The 24,759-nt window shown below is 45.5% G+C and carries 22 protein-coding genes; 4 read left to right on the top strand and 18 right to left on the bottom strand.

Annotated features, from left to right (window positions below; translation table 11 throughout):
• Positions 1 to 51 precede the first annotated feature (51 nt).
• The 8 genes from fabF to yceD all read right to left on the bottom strand — a co-directional run bounded on the left by fabF (position 52) and on the right by yceD (position 6,445).
• Complete coding sequence (gene fabF, locus AC6R16_RS09915) at positions 52 to 1,293, bottom strand: beta-ketoacyl-ACP synthase II (protein WP_500641769.1); 1,242 nt, start codon at positions 1,291 to 1,293, stop codon at positions 52 to 54.
• Between the two features lie 90 nt (positions 1,294 to 1,383).
• Positions 1,384 to 1,617, bottom strand: coding sequence for an acyl carrier protein (gene acpP / locus AC6R16_RS09910; protein WP_004406112.1), 234 nt, complete (start codon positions 1,615 to 1,617; stop codon positions 1,384 to 1,386).
• A gap of 306 nt (positions 1,618 to 1,923) precedes the next feature.
• Positions 1,924 to 2,658, bottom strand: coding sequence for a 3-oxoacyl-ACP reductase FabG (gene fabG / locus AC6R16_RS09905; protein WP_004746550.1), 735 nt, complete (start codon positions 2,656 to 2,658; stop codon positions 1,924 to 1,926).
• A 27-nt stretch (positions 2,659 to 2,685) separates the two neighbouring features.
• On the bottom strand, positions 2,686 to 3,609 hold the full coding sequence (fabD, locus tag AC6R16_RS09900; protein ID WP_500641768.1) for an ACP S-malonyltransferase: 924 nt from the start codon (positions 3,607 to 3,609) through the stop codon (positions 2,686 to 2,688).
• 83 nt (positions 3,610 to 3,692) lie between these two features.
• The gene (locus AC6R16_RS09895) at positions 3,693 to 4,673 is read right to left on the bottom strand and encodes a beta-ketoacyl-ACP synthase III (protein WP_500641767.1); all 981 of its coding nucleotides are present in this window, start codon (positions 4,671 to 4,673) and stop codon (positions 3,693 to 3,695) included.
• Between the two features lie 5 nt (positions 4,674 to 4,678).
• Positions 4,679 to 5,704 carry a phosphate acyltransferase PlsX gene (plsX, locus tag AC6R16_RS09890; protein WP_500674280.1) on the bottom strand — a complete coding sequence of 342 codons (1,026 nt, stop codon included), beginning with the start codon at positions 5,702 to 5,704 and terminating at the stop codon, positions 4,679 to 4,681.
• A 9-nt stretch (positions 5,705 to 5,713) separates the two neighbouring features.
• Positions 5,714 to 5,884, bottom strand: a complete 171-nt coding sequence (gene rpmF, locus AC6R16_RS09885; RefSeq protein WP_004414666.1) for a 50S ribosomal protein L32 — start codon at positions 5,882 to 5,884, stop codon at positions 5,714 to 5,716.
• 30 nt (positions 5,885 to 5,914) lie between these two features.
• On the bottom strand, positions 5,915 to 6,445 hold the full coding sequence (yceD, locus tag AC6R16_RS09880; protein ID WP_004746543.1) for a 23S rRNA accumulation protein YceD: 531 nt from the start codon (positions 6,443 to 6,445) through the stop codon (positions 5,915 to 5,917).
• Between the two features lie 148 nt (positions 6,446 to 6,593).
• On the opposite strand from yceD, the gene AC6R16_RS09875 reads away from it, so the two are divergent.
• Complete coding sequence (locus AC6R16_RS09875; RefSeq protein ID WP_500674279.1) at positions 6,594 to 7,175, top strand: Maf family protein; 582 nt, start codon at positions 6,594 to 6,596, stop codon at positions 7,173 to 7,175.
• Positions 7,176 to 7,454: 279 nt separating this feature from the next.
• Here the strand turns inward: AC6R16_RS09875 and rluC are convergent, their stop codons facing one another.
• Positions 7,455 to 8,399, bottom strand: a complete 945-nt coding sequence (gene rluC, locus AC6R16_RS09870; RefSeq protein ID WP_500674278.1) for a 23S rRNA pseudouridine(955/2504/2580) synthase RluC — start codon at positions 8,397 to 8,399, stop codon at positions 7,455 to 7,457.
• A gap of 570 nt (positions 8,400 to 8,969) precedes the next feature.
• On the opposite strand from rluC, the gene rne reads away from it, so the two are divergent.
• Together rne and AC6R16_RS09860 are read left to right on the top strand one after the other, a co-directional pair.
• Complete coding sequence (rne, locus tag AC6R16_RS09865; protein ID WP_500674277.1) at positions 8,970 to 11,921, top strand: ribonuclease E; 2,952 nt, start codon at positions 8,970 to 8,972, stop codon at positions 11,919 to 11,921.
• A gap of 298 nt (positions 11,922 to 12,219) precedes the next feature.
• Positions 12,220 to 13,779, top strand: coding sequence for a SulP family inorganic anion transporter (locus tag AC6R16_RS09860; protein WP_500641762.1), 1,560 nt, complete (start codon positions 12,220 to 12,222; stop codon positions 13,777 to 13,779).
• 50 nt (positions 13,780 to 13,829) lie between these two features.
• Here the strand turns inward: AC6R16_RS09860 and rnd are convergent, their stop codons facing one another.
• From rnd to AC6R16_RS09820, 8 genes are all read right to left on the bottom strand, one after another.
• Positions 13,830 to 14,945, bottom strand: coding sequence for a ribonuclease D (rnd, locus tag AC6R16_RS09855; protein WP_500642216.1), 1,116 nt, complete (start codon positions 14,943 to 14,945; stop codon positions 13,830 to 13,832).
• Between the two features lie 103 nt (positions 14,946 to 15,048).
• Entirely contained in the window at positions 15,049 to 16,737 is a 1,689-nt protein-coding gene (gene fadD, locus AC6R16_RS09850) for a long-chain-fatty-acid--CoA ligase FadD (RefSeq protein WP_500641761.1), read from the bottom strand.
• A 112-nt stretch (positions 16,738 to 16,849) separates the two neighbouring features.
• Positions 16,850 to 17,704: an alpha/beta fold hydrolase gene (locus AC6R16_RS09845; protein WP_500674276.1), complete on the bottom strand. Its 855-nt coding sequence runs from the start codon at positions 17,702 to 17,704 to the stop codon at positions 16,850 to 16,852.
• Complete coding sequence (locus AC6R16_RS09840) at positions 17,704 to 18,258, bottom strand: Slp family lipoprotein (RefSeq protein WP_500674275.1); 555 nt, start codon at positions 18,256 to 18,258, stop codon at positions 17,704 to 17,706. The genes AC6R16_RS09845 and AC6R16_RS09840 overlap by 1 nt, the downstream gene beginning before the upstream one ends.
• 21 nt (positions 18,259 to 18,279) lie before the next feature.
• On the bottom strand, positions 18,280 to 18,582 hold the full coding sequence (locus AC6R16_RS09835) for a hypothetical protein (RefSeq protein WP_004746527.1): 303 nt from the start codon (positions 18,580 to 18,582) through the stop codon (positions 18,280 to 18,282).
• A gap of 34 nt (positions 18,583 to 18,616) precedes the next feature.
• Positions 18,617 to 19,318, bottom strand: a complete 702-nt coding sequence (gene tsaB / locus AC6R16_RS09830; protein ID WP_500674274.1) for a tRNA (adenosine(37)-N6)-threonylcarbamoyltransferase complex dimerization subunit type 1 TsaB — start codon at positions 19,316 to 19,318, stop codon at positions 18,617 to 18,619.
• A gap of 84 nt (positions 19,319 to 19,402) precedes the next feature.
• A complete protein-coding gene (gene yoaA / locus AC6R16_RS09825; RefSeq protein WP_500674273.1) occupies positions 19,403 to 21,316 on the bottom strand; it encodes a DNA repair helicase YoaA in 1,914 nt (637 codons plus the stop codon).
• Positions 21,317 to 21,408: 92 nt separating this feature from the next.
• Positions 21,409 to 21,612 (bottom strand): hypothetical protein, encoded by a 204-nt coding sequence (locus AC6R16_RS09820; RefSeq protein WP_004746521.1) that lies wholly within the window; start codon positions 21,610 to 21,612, stop codon positions 21,409 to 21,411.
• 197 nt (positions 21,613 to 21,809) lie between these two features.
• On the opposite strand from AC6R16_RS09820, the gene purU reads away from it, so the two are divergent.
• Positions 21,810 to 22,643, top strand: a complete 834-nt coding sequence (gene purU, locus AC6R16_RS09815) for a formyltetrahydrofolate deformylase (protein ID WP_171321097.1) — start codon at positions 21,810 to 21,812, stop codon at positions 22,641 to 22,643.
• Between the two features lie 64 nt (positions 22,644 to 22,707).
• Here the strand turns inward: purU and AC6R16_RS09810 are convergent, their stop codons facing one another.
• On the bottom strand, positions 22,708 to 24,720 hold the full coding sequence (locus tag AC6R16_RS09810; RefSeq protein WP_500674272.1) for a 2,4-dienoyl-CoA reductase FMN-binding domain-containing protein: 2,013 nt from the start codon (positions 24,718 to 24,720) through the stop codon (positions 22,708 to 22,710).
• Positions 24,721 to 24,759 lie beyond the last annotated feature (39 nt).

The raw sequence follows: 24,759 nt of genomic DNA, 5'->3' as shown, positions 1-24,759 counted from the left end.
GCTTAATGCCAAAGCATTAAGCCGTTTATTTAGTCTAATTCAGGCGCTTGTTTAGATTTTTTTAAACACTAGTGAGCCGTTAGTACCACCGAAGCCGAATGAGTTACAGATAGCGTAATCCATTGAAACTTCTTTAGCAGTATGCGGAACTAGGTCAATATCTAAGCCTTCTTCAGGGTTGTCTAGGTTGATTGTTGGTGGAACCATTTGATCAACCAGAGACATCACCGTAATGATCGCTTCTACAGAACCCGCAGCACCAAGCAAGTGACCAGTCATAGACTTAGTTGAAGACACTTTAACTTGCTTAGAACCTTCTTCGCCTAGCGCACGTTTAACGCCTTTAATTTCAGCGACATCACCAGCTGGTGTAGAAGTCCCGTGAGCATTCACATAGCCTACTTGAGTACCTGTGATACCTGCATCACGCATTGCCGCTTCCATAGCTAGTGCACCACCTGAACCGTCTTCACTTGGAGACGTCATGTGGTAAGCATCACCAGACATACCGAAACCGACAAGCTCAGCGTAGATTTTTGCACCGCGAGCTTTTGCGTGCTCGTATTCTTCAAGAACCATCATGCCTGCACCATCACCAAGAACAAAACCATCACGGTCTTTATCCCATGGACGAGAAGCTTTTTGTGGTTCGTCGTTACGAGTAGAAAGTGCTTTCGCAGCACCAAAGCCTGCCATACCTAGAGGTGTAGATGCTTTCTCTGCACCACCTGCAACCATAGCTTCTGCATCACCGTATGCAATCATACGAGCCGCATGGCCGATATTATGTAGACCTGTTGTACACGCCGTCGAGATCGCGATGTTTGGACCGCGAAGACCACGCATAATAGATAAGTTTCCTGCAACCATGTTTACGATGGTTGATGGTACGAAGAACGGGCTCACTTTACGTGGACCTTTCTCAACAAGCGCAGTATGGCCTGCTTCGATAAGGTCTAGGCCACCAATGCCTGAACCGATTGCTACGCCAACACGAGCAGCGTTTTCTTCGTTAATTTGTAAACCAGAGTCATCTAGAGCTTGGATACCAGCTGCAATGCCGTATTGGATAAATAGATCCATTTTACGTGCATCTTTTTTAGACATGTATTCAGTACAGTCAAAACCTTTTACTAGACCCGCAAAACGAGTAGAAAAGTTTTCAGCATCAAAGTGCTCGATATTCACGATACCGCTTTGACCTGCTAGCAGGGCTTTCCAAGATGATTCTACGGTGTTGCCTACCGGTGACAACATACCCATGCCAGTGACAACAACACGACGCTTGGACACGATATTATTCTCCGGAATTGAAATGATTCTATGGAAGGATAGAAGGGTTAAAGAGAACACAGGCGGCCAGAAGGCCGCCTGGGAGAGATATTACTGAGCGCTGTTTACGTAGTCGATTGCAGCTTGAACAGTAGTGATTTTCTCAGCTTCTTCGTCTGGAATCTCAGTGTCAAATTCTTCTTCTAGAGCCATTACTAGTTCAACAGTGTCTAGAGAATCAGCACCTAGATCGTCAACGAATGAAGCTTCGTTCTTAACTTCAGCTTCGTCTACACCTAGCTGTTCAACAATGATTTTCTTTACGCGTTCTTCGATGTTGCTCATTTTTTCTTTTCCTTTACAGATTTCGCCTAATGCGATGATTCAGTAGTTTATTCGAACTACCAAAAGTTGCAAGAGGGACCTTGCTGGTCAAACCACAATTTTAGCGATTTTAACCGAAATTCAATACATTTTTGACTTAAATCATGCACAAATCTTGCGCACGTTCATATCAAGAATCTCAAACTATAGGCCATTTTAATGACAATAAATAGCCAAGTTGGTGACATTAAGTGCAAATTCACTCTGCCCGCAGAAATTTGAATGAAATTTAATGAAAAAGTTCACTAATTCTGCAAGGTAAGCGATTTACACCATGTACATGCCGCCATTTACATGCAAAGTTTCGCCAGTAATGTATGCCGCTTCAGGAGAAGCAAGGAATACTACTGCCGATGCAATTTCACGTGGATCACCTAAACGACCTGCAGGGACTGCAGAAAGAGTCGATGCACGTTGCTCTTCGTTTAACGCTTTAGTCATGTCTGTTTCGATAAAGCCAGGTGCAACGGTGTTAACAGTTACACCACGAGAAGCAACTTCGCGTGCCATAGATTTAGTGAAACCAATTACGCCCGCTTTTGCTGCAGCGTAGTTTGCTTGACCCGCGTTACCCATAGTACCAACAACAGAACCTACGTTGATGATACGACCAGCGCGTTTCTTCATCATACCGCGAAGCACAGCTTTAGACATACGGAAGATAGGCGTTAGGTTGGTATCAATGATGTCATCCCACTCTGAATCTTTCATACGCATCAGTAGGTTATCACGAGTAATACCTGCGTTATTCACTAGGATATCAATCGCACCAAACTCATCGTTGATGGTCTTTAGTGTCGCTTCAATCGACTCAACGTCAGTAACGTTAAGTGCTAGACCTTTACCATTTTCACCAAGGTACTCGCTGATTGCAGCCGCGCCGCCTTCAGAAGTCGCAGTACCGATTACTGTCGCGCCACGCTCAACCAATAGTTCAGCAATTGCACGACCAATACCACGGCTTGCGCCAGTGACTAGAGCAATCTTACCTTCTAGGTTCATCATGTTCTTTATTCCTATGTTCTTTAATTACTTAGCAGCTTCTAGAGATGCAGCATCATTCACTGCTGCGCCACTTAGTGTCTTAACAATTCGTTTTGTCAGGCCAGTTAGAACCTTACCAGGGCCAAGCTCTAGTAACTTCTCTACGCCTTGCTCGCTCATCAGTTGCACGCTCTCAGTCCAACGAACTGGGCTGTGTAGTTGACGAACAAGCGCATCTTTGATTTTCGCAGGATCAGTTTCCGCGGCTACGTCAACGTTGTTGATAACAGGGAATTGAGGTGCGTTGAATTCAATCTCTTCTAGTGCCACTGCTAGCTTGTCTGCTGCAGGTTTCATCAATGCACAGTGAGAAGGTACTGAAACCGGAAGTGGAAGCGCGCGCTTAGCACCGGCTTCTTTACATAGTGCGCCCGCGCGCTCTACTGCATCTTTACTACCTGCAATCACAACTTGGCCAGGCGAGTTGAAGTTTACCGGTGAAACCACTTCGCCTTGCGCTGCTTCTTCACAAGCTTTTGCGATAGCGTCATCATCAAGACCGATGATCGCGTACATTGCACCTGTTCCAGCCGGAACCGCTTCTTGCATTAGTTGACCACGTAGTTCAACCAGTTTGATCGCTTGCTTAAAGTCAATCACGCCAGCACATACTAGTGCAGAGTATTCACCTAAGCTGTGACCCGCTAGATTAGCTGGTTGCTCTAGGCCTTGCTCTTGCCATACACGCCAGATCGCAACAGATGATGCCAGCAGTGCCGGTTGAGTACGGTGTGTTTGGTTTAGATCTTCTGCAGGGCCATTCTGAACTAGAGCCCATAGGTCGTAGCCTAGTGCTTCCGATGCTTCTGCAAATGTTTGTTTAACGACTTCAAACTGTTCGCCAAGTTCAGCAAGCATACCCACAGCTTGTGAGCCCTGACCTGGAAATACGATAGCAAACTTGCTCATTTTCTTTTCCTTAAAACCGTTTCTTTATTAAAAGAAGAAAGAAAAGATGCCTATCAAGGCATCTTAATTTTGAATTCTATAACTTAGAACTTAACGAGAGCTGAGCCCCAAGTAAAGCCACCACCAAATGCCTCAAGCAACAGTGTTTGACCACGCTTAATTCGCCCATCACGTACCGCTTCATCAAGTGCTGTTGGCACTGTTGCCGCAGACGTGTTGCCATGGCGATCCAATGTAACGACTACTTGTTCCATCGGCATCGCAAGCTTCTTAGCTGTCGCGGAAATAATACGTAGATTTGCTTGATGAGGAACTAGCCAGTCTAACTCTGACTTGTCCATATCATTCTCTTTTAGTGTTTCTTTTACTAGACGAGAAAGCTGAGTAACGGCGACTTTAAATACTTCGTTACCAGCCATATGCAGCCAGCTGTTGATATCTTCGCTATGCTCCGACTCACTTGGCACTTTCTCATGGCGGTCTGGGAATTTGAGGCTTAATAGCTCACCAAAACGGCCATCAGAGTTAATCGTTGTTGATAAGATACCTGGTTCTTCACTCGCACCAACGACAACGGCACCCGCTGCATCCCCGAAAAGGATAATCGTTGAACGGTCGTTAGGATCACAGGTTTTAGACAAAGCGTCGGCACCGATCACTAGGATATTCTTACAGTGACCTGTTTTGATGTACTGATCAGCAACAGACAAGGCATAAACAAACCCTGAACATGCCGCAGCCATATCAAACGCAGGACAATGCTTAATACCGAGAAGCGCTTGGACCTGACATGCTGCTGATGGGAAAGCGTGAGAACCACTAGTCGTCGCTACAAGAATCATATCGATATCGTTCTTATCGATACCTGCCATCTCGATAGCATTTTTGGCTGCTTGATAACCCATGTCTGCAACTGTTTCGTTTTCAGCTGCAATGCGTCGCTCTTTAATACCCGTACGAGTTACAATCCACTCATCACTTGTATCTACCATTTTCTCTAAGTCTGCGTTTGAACGCACCTGAGATGGCAGGTAGCTGCCAGTACCTAAAATTTTGCTATACATGAAGACTAATAATGCCTCTCGAGTAAAACCGCTTCCAAACGATCGCTAATACGGCTTGGTACTTGTCGTTTGACCTCATGTAGTGCCTCACCAATTGCATTGATGACTGCGTCTACATCAGCACTTCCGTGGCTTTTTATGACAATGCCGCGCAATCCTAGCAAACTTGCGCCGTTATACTGGTCGGGGTTCAATGTTTTTAGTTCATTAAATAGTCCGGAAAACAATTTTCTTGCAATCCAACCCTTTATAGATGAGGTCATCATACTCGATTTCAACTTATCGATAAAAAGTTGCGCGGTGCCTTCACATGCTTTTAGACAAACATTGCCCACAAAACCGTCACAAACAACAACGTCTGCGGCATCATGGAGTAATTGGTTACCTTCAATATAGCCAACAAAGTTCACCGAACGAGTATTTTCCAACATTTCTGCACAGCGCTTGACGAGGTCATTACCTTTTATTTCTTCAGCGCCTATGTTGAGAATGGCTACTCGAGGTGGCTTGTCCACATACTGCTCTACAAGCGCACTGCCCATTACGGCAAATTGAAACAACGAATCCGCATCACTTGATACATTGGCCCCTAAGTCCAACATCCAAGTTCTACCACCTGAAGCGGTCGGTAATGCAGAGATAAGCGCAGGGCGTTCTATACCCGGTAACAGTTTCAACTTAAATCGCGATAAGGCCATCAAAGCACCCGTGTTTCCACAGCTAACACATGCATCGGCTTGACTGTCGGCGACAAGATCAATCGCCATGCCCATAGAGCTGCCTTGATTGTTACGGAGTGCGAGGGAAGGTTTTTCTGTGTTGGAAATCACTCGGTCAGCGTGTTCAATACTCAAACGAGCATCTGGCTGGTAACCAAGAGAAGATAATTGAGATGTGATCGCGTTTTGATCACCAATAAGGATCACTTTTAGCTCTGGGAAATGCGACAGTGCCTGCACGGCGGCAGGCACTGTGACGCGAGGACCGAAATCCCCGCCCATTGCATCAAGTGCAACGGTTATATTTTGCAAAGGTCAACCTTACTTGTTGATAACCTTTTTGCCACGGTAGTAACCTTCAGCAGTTACGTTGTGGCGCAGGTGAGTTTCACCTGAAGTTGCGTCTACAGAAAGTGCAGCTGTAGTTAGGGCATCGTGTGAACGACGCATACCACGCATTGAACGAGATTTCTTGCTCTTTTGTACGGCCATTGACCCTACTCCTATGTAAGTATTAAAGAATTACTTCTTTAAGCTTTTTAAAACGTCAAATGGATTCGGCTTCTTTTCTTCTTCCACAATTTCTTCTGGAAGTTCACCAAACACCATATTATCTGAATCAACGCTACAGTCCGCTTCATCGTGCATTGCTATTTGAGGCAAGTTTAGAATGAACTCGTCTTCAACTAACTGTATTAGGTCTAACTCACCGTACTCGTTCAGATCTACCAAATCGTACTCTTCCGGTGCTTCCTCTTCAGTCTTTTCACCTTTGTAAGGTGTATAAGTGAATTGGACCTCGCACTCATGTGCGAAAACCTCATTACAGCGCTGACACTCTAAGTCGACTTCGATGTTAGCTTTACCAGAGATAACAACGAGTCGCTGCTCATCTAAGTCAAATGACAGTGACACTTGGGCGTCGCGTTTAACGCCTTCAACTGATTCATCTAAGCGCTTGAAGAGACTAACTTGAATAATACCTTCAACATCTAGTCGCTTCTGAGCAGCGCGTGACGGATCAATCGTACGCGGTATTTTTACCTTTTGCATAGGGCGCGAATTCTATCTTCCAAATCGTTTATAGTCAAAGAAAAAGGGCAAAAAAATGTACTTTTTTTCCTTATCAGCTTGAGAGCTAGTATCTAAGACGTAATATACATTAAGCTCTCACCAACTCTTGTTTTGATTGTAAAGAAAAATGCCGAATTACCAACTAGTTTTAGCCTCTACATCGCCATATCGTAAACAACTGCTCAATAAACTAGCAATAGAATTTGAGACAGCTTCTCCCGCTTTCGATGAAACTCCGTTAGAGAATGAAGCGCCAATTGAGTTGGTTAAAAGGCTAGCCAAGGGTAAAGCCGAGTCTTGCTCAGTGAGTCAGCCAAGTTTAGTCATTGGTAGCGACCAGGTTTGCGTAATTAACGGCAACATCATCGGTAAGCCTCATACACGCGAAAAGGCGATTGGTCAGCTGCTTGATCAAAGCGGTCAATCTATTCAGTTTTATACCGGCTTAGCTCTGCACAATACTCATACCGGGCTCACCGACATCAAGGTCGATACCTTTACGGTCCACTTTAGAGCTCTAAGCAAAAAGCAGATCGAAAATTATGTAGATAAAGAGCAACCTTTTTACTGTGCGGGAAGCTTTAAAAGCGAAGGCTTAGGTATCGCTCTGTTTGAACGATTGGAAGGTAAAGATCCAAACACCTTAGTTGGACTGCCACTGATTGATTTGATTGATATGCTCACAGCACAAGGAGTTGAGGTGCTTTAGCGAGATGCGAGATGCGAGATGCGAGATGCGAGATGCGAGATGCGAGATGCGAGATGCGAGATGCGAGATGCGAGATGCGAGATGCGAGATGCGAGAAAAGTTTAAAGGGTTGGCACATAGCTTCAACCCATTATTTTAGTTTTAGATTATTACGCTAAAACAGAAGCCAACACTGTCAGCAACTCTCGACATATTCGCCACGAAGGAATCTCGAAGGACGAAGTCCGCTCTCGATTCTCGAAACGCAGTGTTCTCGTAGGGCGCAGCCCGTTCCCATTCCTATAGCTTACGCAGCCCCGCTAGCGCTTTTTCCAACTTTGGCTCCATCGGCGCATTAATTTCCATCCACTCATCATTTGATGGGTGTTGGAACTTAATGTTAGCCGCATGAAGGAATAAGCGGTCTAAGCCAACTTTGCCCATGTAGGCATCAAAACGTCGGTCGCCATAGCGATCATCCCATGCAATTGGGTGACCCGTGTATTGGGTATGAACGCGAATTTGGTGCGTACGACCTGTAATCGGACTCGCCTGAATCAGCGTTGCATTGGCAAACTTCTCAATGATCTTAAATCTTGTTTCCGAAGGTTTACCGTTGGGGTTTACTCGCACAATACTGTTCACTTCGTTCTTAAGCAAAGGGGCGTTAACCTTTTTACAGCTCGCTTTCCATTCGCCCATCACCAGTGCAAAATAGTACTTCTGTACTGTCTTTTCACGAAACTGGGCTTGCAAATGACGCAATGCCGAACGTTTCTTTGCCACCAGTAAAATGCCAGACGTGTCTCGGTCAATACGATGCACTAATTCTAGAAACCTTGCTTGAGGGCGCAGAGCACGAAGTGCTTCAATCGCACCAAACTTTAATCCGCTACCACCGTGAACGGCGGTTCCTGAAGGTTTGTTAAGGATTAACATATGGTCATCTTCATGGATGATCATATTTTCAAGCTCTGCGACCTTATTTAGCTTGGTACTCGGTGCAACTTCTTCAGGCTTATCTTCAATAGTAACCGGTGGAATCCGGACAAGATCGCCAGCCTGGAGCTTATATTCCGCTTTTACGCGCTTTTTGTTCACTCGTACTTCGCCTTTACGCAAAATACGGTAAACCATACTTTTAGGGATACTTTTCAATTGGTTGCGTAAGAAGTTATCAATACGCTGCCCTGCCATGTCGTCGTCAATGTCGACGAATTGGACTTTTGTTCTAATTTCACTCATGAACTTATTCTAACACTCTAAGTTGCGCAGATTCACATTTTCTTCGCAACAAAATGGAAAATTGCTCGATAAGAGTGGATTCAAATTCTGCTACGAATAAAAATCCATCAGTTTTATTACAATTTTCAAAAATATCTCTAATTAAACCTATAAAACAGTTACTTACAAAAAATAAAATCAGCTTTTTTAGCGTTTTATTATAAAGCAGATTGCTGAGTTTAGTGGGTACTGCTATAGTTCACACCTGCAATATATGATTTGGTTGCATTTTATACAAACCACCTCATATTTGAGCAATAAATTGAGTAGCCCGTTAATTTACCAAAATGCAGCACACGGCGTAAGACATTTTCGAGATTAACAAACTTGTCACCCTACTCGTCGCTCATCATGTTGAGTGTTTACCGCCGCCGATGCGGCGCACAAGCTGAACGAGAAAAGTTTGTGAGACTGAAGTGCCCCAGAGCATCCCTCCAGCCGGGAGGCTGCACCGATTAAGCCATGGGATCAGGCACCTTGAAAGCGATCGAAGTGACAAGAAAAACAAAAGAATGACAACGAGATTTATCAATGAAAAGAATGTTAATTAACGCAACTCAAAAAGAAGAGTTGCGTGTTGCTTTGGTTGATGGTCAGCGCTTATATGATTTGGATATCGAAAGCCCTGGACATGAATCTAAAAAAGCAAATATCTACAAAGGACGTATCACTCGCATCGAACCAAGCCTAGAAGCGGCTTTTGTTGACTACGGTGCAGAAAGACACGGTTTCCTCCCTCTTAAAGAAATTGCCCGCGAATACTTCCCTGAAGGTTACACCTACCAAGGCCGTCCTAGCATTAAAGAAGTGCTAACTGAAGGCCAAGAAGTAATCGTACAAGTTGAGAAAGAAGAACGTGGTAGCAAGGGCGCAGCTCTAACTACGTTTATTTCTCTTGCGGGTAGCTACCTTGTTCTTATGCCTAACAACCCTCGTGCCGGTGGTATTTCTCGCCGTATCGAAGGCGACGAGCGCACTCAACTTAAGGCAGCTCTAAGCACATTAGAACTACCTCAAGGTATGGGTTTGATCGTACGTACTGCAGGTGTTGGTAAAAGTGCCGAAGAGCTAGAGTGGGATTTAAACGTACTTCTGAACCACTGGGGCGCAATCAAGCAAGCTTCTGACTCAAACGCTGCACCTTTCTTGATTCACCAAGAAAGTAACGTGATTGTTCGTGCAATTCGTGACTACCTACGTCGCGATATTGGCGAAATCCTTATCGACAGCAACACAATTTACGAGCGCGCACTAGACCATATCCGCCTAGTTCGTCCTGATTTCGTAAGCCGTGTGAAGAAATACGATGGTGAAGTACCGCTGTTTAGCCACTACCAGATTGAAAGTCAGATCGAATCCGCGTTCCAACGCGAAGTTCGCCTGCCTTCTGGTGGTTCTATCGTTATTGACCCAACAGAAGCCCTGACTTCTATCGATATCAACTCTGCCCGTGCAACTAAGGGTGGCGATATCGAGGAAACCGCTTTAAACACCAACCTAGAAGCAGCAGAAGAAATTGCTCGTCAACTTCGCCTGCGTGACTTGGGTGGTTTGGTGGTTATTGACTTCATCGATATGACGCCAGTTCGTCACCAACGTGAAGTTGAAAACCGCTTACGAGATTCTGTTCGTATGGATCGCGCTAGAGTACAAATTGGTCGAATTTCTCGTTTTGGCCTATTAGAAATGTCTCGTCAGCGTCTAAGTCCATCCCTAGCAGAAGCGAGCCACCACATCTGTCCACGTTGTAGTGGTACTGGTGTTGTTCGTGACAACGAATCTCTGGCACTTTCTGTACTTCGCTTGATCGAAGAGGAAGCACTGAAAGACAACACAGCGCAAGTTCTTGCTGTTGTGCCTGTGCCGATTGCTTCTTACCTGCTTAACGAAAAACGCCGTTCGGTTAACCATATTGAGCGTATCCAAGAAGTTAAGATCACGGTTGTGCCAAACTCAGACATGGAAACACCGCATTTCGATGTGATTCGTGTCCGTGAAGGCGAAGAGTTCGACTTACTTTCTTACCTACTTCCTAAGAAGCTAGAAGCGATGAAGGAAGCAGAAGGTAAAGAGGTAGCGGTCGAAACTGAAGCCAAACCTAAGAAGATTGAAGAGCCAGCTCTGAAAGGCTTTGCGTCTCCAAGCAACTCTGCACCAGCGCCTGTTAAACCAGCGCCGAAAGCACCAGAGAAGAAGAAAGAATCACAAGAACCTCAAGCAGGTCTCGTAAGTCGATTCTTCAAAGCTCTAGGTGGCTTCCTATTTGGTTCTGCTAAAGAAGAAGAGAAGCAAGAAGAGCAAAAACCGAAAGAGCGTAAAGAAGGTAACCGCAACAACCGCAATCGTCGCAACCGTAACGATAACCGCCGTCGTGGTAATCGTGACAACCGCAACGACAATCGTGAAGACAAACGCGATAACAAGCGTAAAAACACGCGTGATGAAGCAGCAACTGAAGCGAAGCCTAACGAACGCAAACAGCAAAATCGCAAACCTAAGCAAGATCGCCGTAATAAGCGTGACGAAGCTAAGCCTAGCAAGGTAGCTGAAGAAGGTCTTAAGTTAGCGGCTGACGCTCAGCAAGGCGACAAACCTGAAGCACGCAAAGAGCGTGCGGAAGAAAAAGCGGCAAAAGTAAAAGAGCGCCGTCAACGTCGCAAACTGTCTAAGCAGGTTCGAGTTAAAGACCAAGCTGCAAAAGCTAAAGCTGATGAAGAAGCAAAGCAAGTTGCAGTAGAAGCTAAAGCAGAAGCGGTTGAAGAAAAAGCACTGGATACTGAAGCGGATAACGCTGAAGAACAGCCGAAACAACGCCGCAACCGTCGTTCTCCACGTCACCTACGTGCAAGTGGTCAACGTCGCCGTCGTGGTCGTGATCGTCGCCCTAACCCATTCCGCCTACGTAAAGGTGGTGTTGCATCTCCTGAAATGGCGATGGGTAAAGTGATGCCAAGTTACGGTATTGCTAAACCAGCACCGAAGCAGCAATCAAAAGCTGACAAGGTAGAAGCGCCAGTAGAGACTACAGTGACTTCATTGGGTGGTTTTGCATGTCCAGAAATGGCGATGGGTAAAGTGATTGTCCGTCGTGAGCAGCCTGTCATTGAAGAACCAGTAAAAGAAACTGCAGTAGCAGCTCAACCTGAACAAGTAGAAGTACCACAAGCGGCAGTTGTCTCAGAGCCTGTTGCAGCGGTAGCTGAAACCGTTGAGCAACCAGTTCAAGCTGAAGTTAAAGTTGAAGCACCTGACGTTAAGCAGCCTACTGAAGAAGTAAAAGCTGAAACTTCAGACATTGTTGTTGCACAGAGCTTTAAAGGTCACGCGTCTGCCGCTATGGCAAAAGCGCCTGGTAGTACAGAAATGAAAGAAATCACTGTAATAGCAGCTCCGTTTAAAGCACAGCGTTACGAGTCTCGCGGCGCTGGTAGCCAAGTCGCTCGCAACCAAGCTGGTGCAGCAATGACTAAACCTCAGTTTTAGCCATTCGCTTTTCGAATAAAAACAGCCTCCTCGTGAGGCTGTTTTTTTATGTCTATTTAAAACAATTAAGTAAACACACCGTTATCACGCTGCTAGTTTTATTGAGAGCAATTATTTGTCACAAATATTAGTCAATATCTGTATCAATCTTGAACTTAATCACACTTTTCGGTAGCATGCGCCGACTCGATCTGAATTGTTATATCGACTCCCTCTGCTCTTTTACATTGCATTTTTGCCCGGTGGCGACTAAATACAATTCAGAATACTTTTAAACACTTAGCCAAACTGAGCAAATATGTTTGAATTTCCCCAATTTTCTAAACACTCTGTGAAGAACGATGTGTTGTCAGGTTTGACCGTTGCACTCGCTCTCGTCCCTGAAGCCGTCGCTTTTGCCTTCGTTGCTGGCGTTGACCCTATGGTTGGTCTGTACGCAGCATTTATTGTAGGTTTAATTACCTCAATCTTCGGTGGTCGCCCTGGTATGATTTCAGGTGCAACGGGTGCCATGGCTGTAGTTATGGTGTCACTGGTTGCTTCACATGGCGTACAGTACCTGTTTGCTGCCATCATGCTTGCCGGTATCCTTCAGGTCGCTGCAGGTATATTTAAACTGGGTAAGTTCATCCGTATCGTGCCTCATCCGGTTATGATTGGCTTCGTTAACGGCTTAGCGATCGTTATCTTCCTCGCTCAATTGGGCCAATTTAAAGCACCAGACTTAACTGGCGCATTAACATGGCTGCCAACAGACCAGATGATGCTGATGCTGGGTCTCGTTGCTTTAACCATGGCAATCATCCACTTTTTGCCTAAGTTCACGACTGCTGTACCGTCATCTCTTGTCGCTATCGTAACCGTCACCGCGCTAGTGGTTGGTTTAGATCTAGAAACTCGTACGGTGGTTGACTTCCTACGCACTATGTCCGGTGACGAGGCTGCAACACTTGCGGGTTCACTGCCTACTTTCTCTATTCCTACCGTTCCACTAACACTTGAAACGCTACAGATCATTCTTCCGTACGCGATTATTCTTGCTGCAATCGGTTTGATTGAGTCTCTATTGACTCTAACGGTGCTTGACGAAATGACTAACACTCGTGGTCAATCGAACCGCGAATGTATCGGTCAGGGCATGGCAAATATGACGTGTTCTGTGTTTGGTGCTATGGGTGGTTGTGCGATGATTGGTCAATCAATGATCAACGTAAACTCGGGTGGTCGTGGTCGTCTATCTGGTATCGTTGCCGCTGTGGCACTACTGATGTTCATCTTGTTTGCCTCTTCGTTGATCGAAATGATCCCTCTGGCAGCACTAGTAGGCGTAATGTTCATGGTCGTGATTGGTACCTTTGAGTGGGCAACATTTAAACTGGCACGCCGCGTACCAAAACAAGATTTCTTCGTTATTGTTCTAGTAACGGTAGTAACGGTTCTTACCGACCTTGCTATTGCCGTATTTGTTGGTGTTATTGCCTCTGCACTTATGTTTGCATGGCAACACGCTAAGCACATCTACGCAGATACCAGCATCAATGAAGAAGGCTCAAAAGAGTACAAAATCCATGGTCCAGTTTTCTTCGGCTCGGTTGCTAACTTCTTAGAGATCTTCGATGCACACGGAGACCCAAGCGATGTGATTGTCGATTTCGCTGATTCTCGCGTAACTGACCACTCAGCCATTGAAGCGATTGAAACACTTGCAGAGCGCTACTCAGCTCAAGGTAAGACACTTCACTTGCGCCACCTAAGTCCAGACTGTCGCAAGCTACTCGACAAAGCAGGCAGCTTAGTAGAAATTAACGTTAAAGAAGATCCAAGCTACAAGGTAGCGACTGACGTTCTAGCGGGTTAATTTGACCGAACATAAAACGGGCTTCCAATTGGAAGCCCGTTTTTTGTTTTCTAGAGAAGCTTGTTTAGCTTTTCACCAAACAGTTCTAGTCGCCAGCTTTGCATAACATCGGGTAGCTTGGCGGGATCTCTGTCTTTTTTCCACACCCAAGTCATTAGCTGATTAAGCTGCTTCTTAGAAGCTAAGAACTCTGTGGCTAACCCGCTAGCCTGCGAAGCGCGTTTTACTTCATCTTTTAGCACTTTGAATTTCTGTTTGTAACCCGGCATATCCATTAGGCGTTCAATCTTCTCTGGATACTCATCGACGGGTGTCTTCTTGGCCGATTTTACGATCGAGATAATGCGTGCGCTGTGGCGTTGTACCGAGCGATAATCCATGCCCTCTTGTTCCATCTGGCTATGGTTTTGAATACCCAAACGCGCAACAGTGAGTAGGTCGTTTTCTTTAAAGATAAAGTTAAGTGCTAAATCTCGACGTAATGCTTCTTTCAAACGCCACGTAGCTAAAGGCTTAAGAATTGAAAGCTCTTTTGGCTTGAGTTGCCAGGCGCCCTTCACATCAAGATACGCCATCTCTAGGTTGACAGTTTTAATGCGTTTGGAAGCGAGTAAATCACTCTCTTGCTGCGCGGCATCCCACCAGCCAGCTTGAGTAATTTTCTCAAACAGTTGTTCATACAATGGCTGTAAGTAGTACACATCCGCAGCTGCGTATTCGAGCTGTTTATCAGTCAGTGGTCGCGCCAACCAATCGGTACGAGACTCACTCTTATCTAGCTCAACACCTAAATAGCTTTCAACTAAAGCCGCAAAACCTGTCGATAAACCATGACCAAGGAAAGCAGCCATAAGTTGGGTGTCGACCATAGGATATGGCAAACACTCAAAGCTGTTATGGAACACTTCTAAGTCTTCACCACAGGCATGAAGCACCTTTAATACGGACGTATCTTTAAGCAGTTCAACAAACGGAGCCATATCTTCTATTACCGTTGGATCGATAAGAGAAAGGTTCTGTCCATCAAAGAGCTGAATAAGACCAAGCTGCGGATAGTATGTACGGGTACGGACAAACTCTGTATCCAACATAACAACATCAGCTTGTCGTGCACTTTGACAAACGGTATCGAGCTGCGCCGTTTGAGTAATAATCTGATAATTCACTAACTTCTCACCATGAGCGATTTCTTGCGGCCATAAAAAATGCCGACTAAGTATAGTCGGCATTCTACCATCAAACACTTAACTGTGCTTAACTCTCATCGAGTTACTTTGACTTGGCTAGGTTTGCGTCGTTTTCTTCACGCAATACGCGGCGCAGGATCTTACCAACGTTGGTCTTCGGTAAGTCTTCTTTAAACTCGACAAGTTTTGGTACCTTGTAACCCGTTAAGTGTTCACGACAGTGAGCAATAATCTCTTCTTTAGTTAAGCTAGGATCGCGCTTAACTACATAAATCTTAACTAGTTCACCCGACACTTCATGTGGCTGACCGATCGCTGCCACTTCAAGGACTTTACCGTGAAGCGCGACAACATCTTCGATCTCGTTTGGATAGACGTTAAAGCCAGAAACAAGAATCATATCTTTCTTGCGATCAACAATGTGGAGCAAGCCTTCGTCGTCAAACTTAACAATATCACCCGTAGATAACCAACCCTCAGCATTGATCACCTCTTTAGTCGCTTCTGGACGCTGCCAGTAACCTTGCATAACTTGCGGACCACGAACCTGAAGTTCACCCACTTCGGTATTTGCCACTGGATTACCTTCGTCATCAACAATACGAACTTCGGTAGAAGGAACCGGCAAGCCAATTGCTCCCGTGTAGTCAGTAAGATCGTACGGGTTACCTGTAACTAATGGAGAACATTCTGTTAGCCCGTAACCTTCAAGTAAGTGAATCCCTGTGGTCTTTTTCCACTGTTCTGCGACTGCACGCTGCACAGCCATACCACCGCCCACAGAAAGTTTGAGTTTGCTGAAGTCGAGCTCTTGGAAATCTTCGTTGTTCACAAGTGCATTAAACAGGGTATTAACGCCGGTAATTGCCGTAAACGGGTATTTCTGTAGCTCTTTAATAAAGCCAGGAATATCACGAGGGTTAGTGATCAGCAGGTTCTGCCCACCCATCTCAATAAACAGCAAACAGTTTACCGTCAGTGCAAACACATGGTAGAGCGGTAATGCAGTAACAACCAGTTCACGACCTTCAGATAGAACAGGGCCATAAGCGCCTTTTGCTTGTAAAACGTTAGCAATCATATTGCGATGAGTCAGAATCGCGCCTTTTGCGACCCCTGTTGTGCCACCGGTATACTGCAAGAAGGCGATATCATCACCAGACATGAAAGGCTTTACATACTGTAGACGACGACCATTGTGAAGTGCCTTACGCATGGAGATTGCGCCAGGTAGGTCATACTTAGGCACCATGCCTTTAACATACTTAACGACGAAGTCGACCAAGGTCCCTTTTGCACGAGGCAACATCTGCCCTAGACTGGTTAACACCACATGCTTAACAGGCGTGTTATCAACAACTTGCTCAAGCGTATTGGCAAAATTCGATACTATTACAATCGCTTTTGCGCCGGAGTCATTTAGCTGATGCTCTAGCTCACGCGGGGTGTATAGCGGGTTCACGTTGACCGCAATTAAACCTGCACGTAGCACACCAAACAAGGCAACTGGATATTGCAGCAGGTTAGGCATCATCAAAGCGACACGATCACCCTTTTGTAACTTCAGTTCATTTTGCAAGTAAGCTGCAAACGCTCGGCTACGCTCTTCCAGTTTGCGAAATGTCATCACCGAGCCCATGTTCATAAAAGCAGGCTGGTCGGCATACTTTTGAACTGACTGTTCAAACATTTCCACTAATGATGGGTATTGATCTGGGTCGATATGCTCTGGCACATCTTCTGGATAGCGTGATAACCAAGGTTTATCCACGGTAAAACTCCTCGAAATTAACTGGCTGTCATCTGAGTGAAAAGCTCTATTTTCAACGTCGTCTATTACAGCACAGGCGAAGCCCTTGAGCACGAAAGTCTCAAACACTTGTTTAAATTTTGTTAACTAAACCAAAAATTAGGTTAGATACTCTAGAAGGAGCTTGCAGATGACAGTGATGACCCCCTTCGATCATCTCAAAATGAGTGGAATCTGAAGCATCATGCTGAAAAGACTGCAAATAAGAAAAACCTTCGTCACCAAGGATGACAAGTTGCGGGCAAGTCACTTGTTGGCGAAAAGACTCGGCATGTTCAAATGACATTCGATAAAGAGACTGGCTTTGCAGCTTTACATCGTGCCGCCATATCCAGCCAGACTGATGAGATTCAAGCCCACGCAGTATAATTGGAGCAATTAACTCAGAATCTATCTGATTTACCTTTGCTCGCCTCTCTATCGCTTCTTGTTCGGACAACATAACGCGAGTTGGCTTTCTACGAATTCTTTGACGACTCAGCACGCCTTCTCTTAAACGAGAAACCGTATCTTGCGCTTTTTCAGCCAAAGGTCCGTATCCTTCTATCTGAACCAAGCCACTGACTTGTTCAGGAAAGGCGGCACTATAGCAACTTGCAATCAAAGCACCAAGAGAATGCCCTACTAGCACCAGTCTGTTTGGTGATAAGTTAACCAAAAACTGATAAACATCGTCAATATAGTCGTGAAAAGGATAGAAATTACTGGCTTCCTTGTGACTAGAAAGGCCGTGACCAGGTAAATCGATTGCGCATAAATGACAATCGGGATTGAGAGCGTGAAGAGAGGCCATCACGGATTCAAAACTCGCCGCGTTATCTAACCAGCCATGCAAAAAAACGACCGAAAGTTCGGCCGTTTCACTGTGTCCATATTCAATTGTAGCGATATGTCCATTAAGGATCTCGCGTTTTCGTTCGTCGCGCATTACTTCACTTCTTGAATCACTTTGCCCTGTCTGGTTCCATAACGAACATCGCTACAGTAGAGACCGCGACAAGGATAGAGGTAGCTGTCGAAATCATGGACTATGATACGCTCTTCAATACGCCATAAATGAAAACCACTCGCCTTCATTACTGGGAAGTCATAAGAATAGTCACCAACTTTACCTTGTTCTCGGCCTTGGCTTTTTCCAAGTAACGAGATAAGACGTCCCTCAGACAATGTCACTGGATCAGCAAAACCGTCGACATACGCGACAAAACGGCCTTCAGGCTCTTGGTTGATATCCGGCTTACCCGCAGACCCAATAGGTAGGTTGACCACTTCAATACGGGTTTGATCTTTAAGATTCTTTACATCAGCGATCAATCCACCAAGTCTTACTTCAGCGTTGGCTTGAGCCTCTGGTTGCCACTCTTGATAACGGGTGACAACATCTGGGTTTTCGGTTTTGAGGTTTTCAGGTAAAGAACTGCAAGCGGAAAGCAAAACTACGCTAGCCAGCGCACACAAAAAGCGAAAAGGTCGTTGAGTCATAACGTCACACAAAGTCTTAATTTAGATATAGATATCGACACCCAGCAGCTGTGAAAGTTCCTCGCGCTTAGCTTGGTTCATCACGTCCATATACTCTTCCATCGCTTTACGGCTGCGGCCTTCAGGAAGATCATATTGGACTTGCGCCTTATGAATCTCAGACTCATTGACATGACGGATAGAATGCGCCACCGCGTTAGCCACCTTAGTAGGTTGGCTAACCGCAGCTTTATCGCCAGATTTTTTAACCTCGTTCTTCTTATTGGCTTTGTTGGCCCTATTTGGTCCAGGAACCGAAGGAGGTAATCCGTTGATTGATACCATACTTTCCGCTTATGCCTTATTTATCCTGTATGAACTACTCTCTACCTGGTAGTTTTTTCCAAGCAACCGTATCACGCAGATAGACTGGGCTCGCCTCTTCCGCATCAACCGTATTGCCTTTCAATAGTTCAAACTTCGCCAGTTGAACAATGTCTTCCGCGTCTGGGAATAAAACATCACTCTTCTCTGTCGTAAATTTTACGCCAGCAAGTTGTTCTGTATACGCATCCCAACCTGTACCTGCCGTCAACCATTGCTGGTCATCCGCGGCGCTGTTGTCCGAAACTAATTGAGGGGGAGTGACACATTCAGCATCTACAGCATGCCAAGTGCCATCTTCTTGACGAGTAAAACGTCCCCAGTAAACCTCACTCATTCGCGCGTCAATCGCTGTCGCGACATGGCTTACACCGTGTTTTCGGTATACACCTTGTGCCATTGCTTCCAACGTAGACACGCCAATCATTGGTAAATCTGCACCGAACGCTAAACCCTGTGCAATACCAATGCCAATTCGAACACCCGTAAAGCTGCCAGGACCGCGACCAAATGCGAGCGCGTCCAAATCAGTAAGGTTAACCCCAGCTTCTTTTAGTACTTCATCCACCATCGGCAGTACTTTTTTAGTGTGGTCTCTAGGTGCGACTTCACTGCGCACGTAAACTTTATCGTCAACTAAAAGAGCAACAGAACAGTTCTCGGTTGCTGTATCTAGAGCAAGGATCTTTACACTCATTGATATCTCTGGTTATTCGTTTGTATTGGTTGTCAGCTTGTGGGAACAAACGGCTCAAGCGAGTCGTTAGCTTGTCACAAACCATCATTGATTATGTTCGAGAAAATCCTGCACCAAAGCTAAGTCTCGGGTACGAGGTATCGGTGGTAAACTCGCTAGGAAAACGCCACCGTATTCACGGGTCACTAATCGATTATCGCAGATAATCAGTGCACCTTTATCGTTCTTATCTCGAATGAGTCGCCCTACTCCCTGCTTCAAAGTGATGACCGCATCCGGAATTTGAACCTGAGAGAACGGGTCACCGCCTTTAAGCTGACAATCTTCAATTCGCGCCTTTAACAGCGGGTCATCAGGAGCAGTAAACGGTAATTTGTCGATGATAACACAGCTCAGCGCATCACCTCTAACATCAATCCCTTCCCAAAACGCCCCCGTCGCAACAAGCAAAGCATTACCTAGTTCCATAAACTCAGCGAGGGTTTTCTGTTTGCTGGTTTCCCCTTGCATCAATACAGGAACGCTTAAGCGCTCTCTAAATCTTTCTCCTAGCTCTTTCATCATGCTGTGGGAAGTACAAAGGAAAAAACAGCGTCCTTGGTTTTGCTCAATCACTGGCGTCAGCATATTAACCAGTTTATCCGCCATACCCGGACTATTAGGCTCTGGGAGATACCTTGGTACACATAAGCGCGCTTGAGTTTGGTAGTCAAAAGGGCTTGGCAGTGACATTTGCGCCTGAGGTTTCAAACCTAAACGGGACGTAAAATGGCCGAAGTCATCATTCACAGCAAGCGTCGCCGAAGTAAATACCCAAGCCCCCTGCTTTAACTCAATCTGTTCATGGAACTTATCGGCAACCGTAAGCGGCGTAATGTGTAAGGTGAAATGGCGCGGTGTTGTTTCGTACCAGTATGAATATCCTGTAATGGAGACGTCACATACTCTATCTAGTCGTGCCTTAATGGTATTGGCTCTTTCAAAAGCGCTATCGAGTAACTGGCTACGACCAAGAGCGAGTTTGACTACTTCAATAACAAAATCGAGCGAGTCTTCTAAGCGTCGTAACTCACGTCCGATAGATGGAGAAGTGACCGCCTCACGCCAATTGCCACGAAATCCAGGCTCTCCCAGTACGATTCTCAAATCCATTGCGGTTTGATAAAGCTTTTCTCCCGCTTTTTGCAATTGACGCATGTCTTTTGCTTCCGTGCGATAAGCAATTTCAATATCTTTGCATAACTCTTGAATCTGGCGGCTAGACAGCGACTGACCGAAGTACTGGCTGGCAATATCCGGGAGCTGGTGCGCTTCGTCGAAAACAAACACTTCAGCTTCAGGAATCAACTCACCAAAGCCGGTTTCTTTAATCGCTAAATCTGCAAGAAACAAGTGGTGGTTGACCACAACTACATCAGCATCCATCGCCTTTTTTCTCGCTTTAAGCACAAAGCAATCTTGGTAGCTCGGGCAATCCTTACCTAGGCAGTTGTCGTTGGTTGAGGTAATGGTTGGAATAACCGGACTGTCTTCAGCAATGGCATCACAATCACCAAGGTCACCAGTTTTTGTTTCTGACGACCAACTGCGCACCTTTACCAATTGACTTAGCAATGTCGGATCCGCGCTTTGATTGTGGCTTTCAACCATCTGGCGACTCAAACGGTCTAAACAAAGGTAGTTTGCGCGACCTTTCAATAACGCGACCTGACCGTAAAAACCTAACGCATTGGTCATTAACGGCAAATCACGGTGAAACAGTTGTTCTTGGAGGTTTTTCGAGCCCGTGCTGATGATGGTTTTCTTACCACTTAACAAAGCTGGCACTAGATAGGCAAAGGTTTTACCTGTCCCTGTTCCGGCTTCAACGACCACCTGACTTTGGCTTTTGATTGCACTTGCCACCGCTTCAGCCATATCGAGCTGAGCTTGACGCGGTTGAAAGCCAGGTATTGCTTTACCTAGCGCTCCCTCAGAGGAGAAGGTCTTTGAAATCATGCACAACAGAGAGTTAATAAAGGGGGGAGAGATTATGGCAGTTTTTGCACCAAGGCGCGAATGAGATTTTCGCGCCTAAGCAGCCTCAGATATTAGCGTTTATTGAGGTAACGGTTTAACCAAGCAGGTCCAGAAAAGCCATCTTGTTGGTCATCCATCATGGCACGTGCAGCTTCACTTGGGGAGGCACGGTTTTCCCACATTTCATCTAAGATTTCTTCGTCTAGTTCTTTTCCGCCAGTTAAGGCGCTTACTCGTTCAGAATACAATTTACGGGCTAGAAGCTCTTTATCCATACATACCACCTAAAAGACACGCTAAGAGAACAAACACTCTTCAAATAACCTCAGCCAATCGGTTAACTCAGATTATTTGTTGAAACCAACTCGATATTAGTTTAATTGTAGCTTCAATACTGCGGGTGAGCTCACCGTTCGGTTGCCCGTAAAAATTTCACAATACAAAAAAAATAATTCACGGAAGTTTGAACCTAATGGAAAAGAAAACACTACTGACACACTGCACTGACGCCCCAGGTCTTATTTCAAAGATCACCAACATTTGTTACAAACACCAACTCAATATTATTCACAACAACGAGTTCGTAGATAACACAAGCGGTCACTTCTTTATGCGTACCGAGCTTGAAGGTTACTTCAATGATCAGACCTTTTTAGCTGACCTCGACCAAGCTTTACCTGAAGGTGCTAAGCGTAAATTGATTGGTTCAAATCGCAAACGAGTCGTCATTCTTGTCACCAAAGAGGCACACTGCTTGGGTGACATCTTGATGAAAAACTATGACGGCAGCTTGGATGTCGAAATCGCTGCTGTCGTGGGTAACTACGACACTTTACAAAGCCTAACTGAGAAATTTGATATCCCTTATCACCACGTTTCTCATGAAGGATTGAATCGTGAAGAGCACGAAAAGAAAATGCTGGAAGTCATCGACCAGTACCAAGCGGACTACTTAGTTCTTGCTAAATACATGCGCGTATTGACGCCATCATTTGTCGAGAAGTACCACCATAAGATTATTAATATTCACCATAGTTTCTTGCCTGCTTTCATTGGTGCTAAACCATACCAGCAAGCTTATGAGCGCGGTGTAAAGATCATTGGTGCCACAGCACACTTTGTAACTAACGATCTCGATGAAGGCCCAATCATCAAGCAAGACGTTATTCCTGTTGATCATAACTTTAGCGCCCAAGATATGGCACAAGCGGGCCGTGACGTTGAAAAGAACGTATTGAGCAAAGCTCTCAACAAAGTGCTCAATGATCACGTCTTTGTTTACGGCAATAAGACCGTAATCCTTTAAGACGCACAGATACGAAAAAGGTCTCTTCGAGAAGAGACCTTTTTTATGATAATCAGATCGTAAATTACAACTTAACTGCCAGTTCTACACCTTGCTTAATCGCGCGCACCGCATCCAGCTCACCAGCGTAGTCAGCACCACCGATCACATGGAGTTTATCGCCTAGCAGATGCCATTGATTCTCGAACGGTCGAACTGATTCCTGACCTGCACAAATAATCACAGTATCCGCATCGAGCAATTGCTGCTTGTCATCTACAGTGATATGTAAGCCTTGTTGGTCTATTTTGTCATAGCTGACACCGCCTAGTAGATTCACGCCACGTTTCTCTAATGTACGTTTATGTATCCAACCTGTGGTTTTGCCCGGCCCTTTACCTACGCGACCTTTGCGGCGCTGGAGCACCCAAACGGTTTTATCACTCATTGAGTCAGGATAAGGGAATAGTCCCCCTGGGTGAGAAATCTCTTTATCAATACCCCACTCATGCAACCAATCATCCAGATTATGTCCAGCAGGTTCAGTCAACATGGTCGCCACATCAACACCGATACCACCAGCACCAACAATCGCGACTTTGTCACCAACATAAGTTTTTTCTTTAATCAGAGTTTGGTAATCGACCACTTTTTCTGGCGTTTCGATACCATCAATATTTACTTTACGAGGCTCTACCCCTGATGCCATCACCACTTCATCATATTCAGCTAGAAGATCATAGTTTGCATCCGTTTCTAGGTGTAGCTTCACCCCTGTTTCATCAATTCTATTGGCAAAGTAGCGAATCGTTTCTCTGAACTCTTCTTTACCCGGAATCTGCATCGCTAAGCGGAACTGGCCACCAATTCTGTCATTACGCTCAAACAGATCTACATGATGCCCTCTTTCAGCTAATGTTGTCGCACATGCCAAGCCTGCAGGCCCTGCACCAACAACCGCAATATTCTTTTTCAGATCGGTAGGGATAACCGTCAATTCAGTTTCTCGACACGCGAGTGGATTGACTAGACAGCCTGCACGTTTGCCTTTAAACACATTGTCTAGACACGCTTGGTTACAACCGATACACGTATTAATCATTTGAGAGCGATTTTGCTCAGCTTTAATTACAAAGTGAGGATCCGCAAGGAACGGACGTGCCATCGAAACCATATCAGCATGGCCACTGGCGAGAATATTTTCGGCTTCTTCTGGAGTATTAATACGGTTACAGGTCACGATAGGCACATTGACATGAGGGCGTACCTTTTCTGTTACCCATGTAAAAGCCCCGCGAGGTACCTGGGTAGCGATTGTTGGAATCCGTGCCTCGTGCCAACCAATGCCCGTGTTGATAATCGTCACACCTGCATTTTCTAGCTCTTTTGCCAGCATAACCACTTCATCAAAAGTACTGCCTTCCTCAACAAGATCAAGCATGGAAAGACGGAAAATGATGATGAACTCTTTTCCTGCTGCTTGGCGTATCGCTTTCACCACTTCAAGAGGGAAACGAATACGATTTTCATAACTACCGCCCCATTCGTCATAACGTGTATTAGTACGCTTACAAATGAACTGGTTCAGCAAGTAACCTTCTGAGCCCATGACTTCAACGCCATCGTAACCTGCTTGCTGCGCAAGGGCGGCGCTGTTGGCGAATGCATCAATGGTCTTTTTGATTTGACGAGTGCTCATTTCACTTGGGGCGAAGCGAGCAATTGGGGCCTTAATCGAAGACGCGCTTTGGGCAAAAGGATGCATCGCGTATCGGCCCGCATGAAGTAACTGAAGCGCGATTTTACCACCATGTTGATGCACGGCTTCAGTGACAACTTTATGTGCTTTTGCATGTTTCGCTTTACTAAACTCAGCACTAAATGGATGTAATCGACCACGTAGATTCGGTGAAAATCCGCCAGTTACAATGAGCCCTACACCACCCTTCGCACGTTCTGCATAAAAGGCTGCGAGCTTACCCAGTCCTTCTTTATGTTCTTCTAATCCGGTGTGCATAGAACCCATTAGCACTCGATTGCGAAGTTGGGTAAATCCTAGATCCAATGGCTGAAGTAAATTCGGGTACATGGTAGACATCACTTTACTCTTTTATTGTTGTGGTCTGACCACAATATG

It is taken from the genome of Vibrio sp. R10-SG3-ISO10 (assembly GCF_059834185.1).
This window is presented reverse-complemented; position numbering and strand designations above follow the sequence as displayed.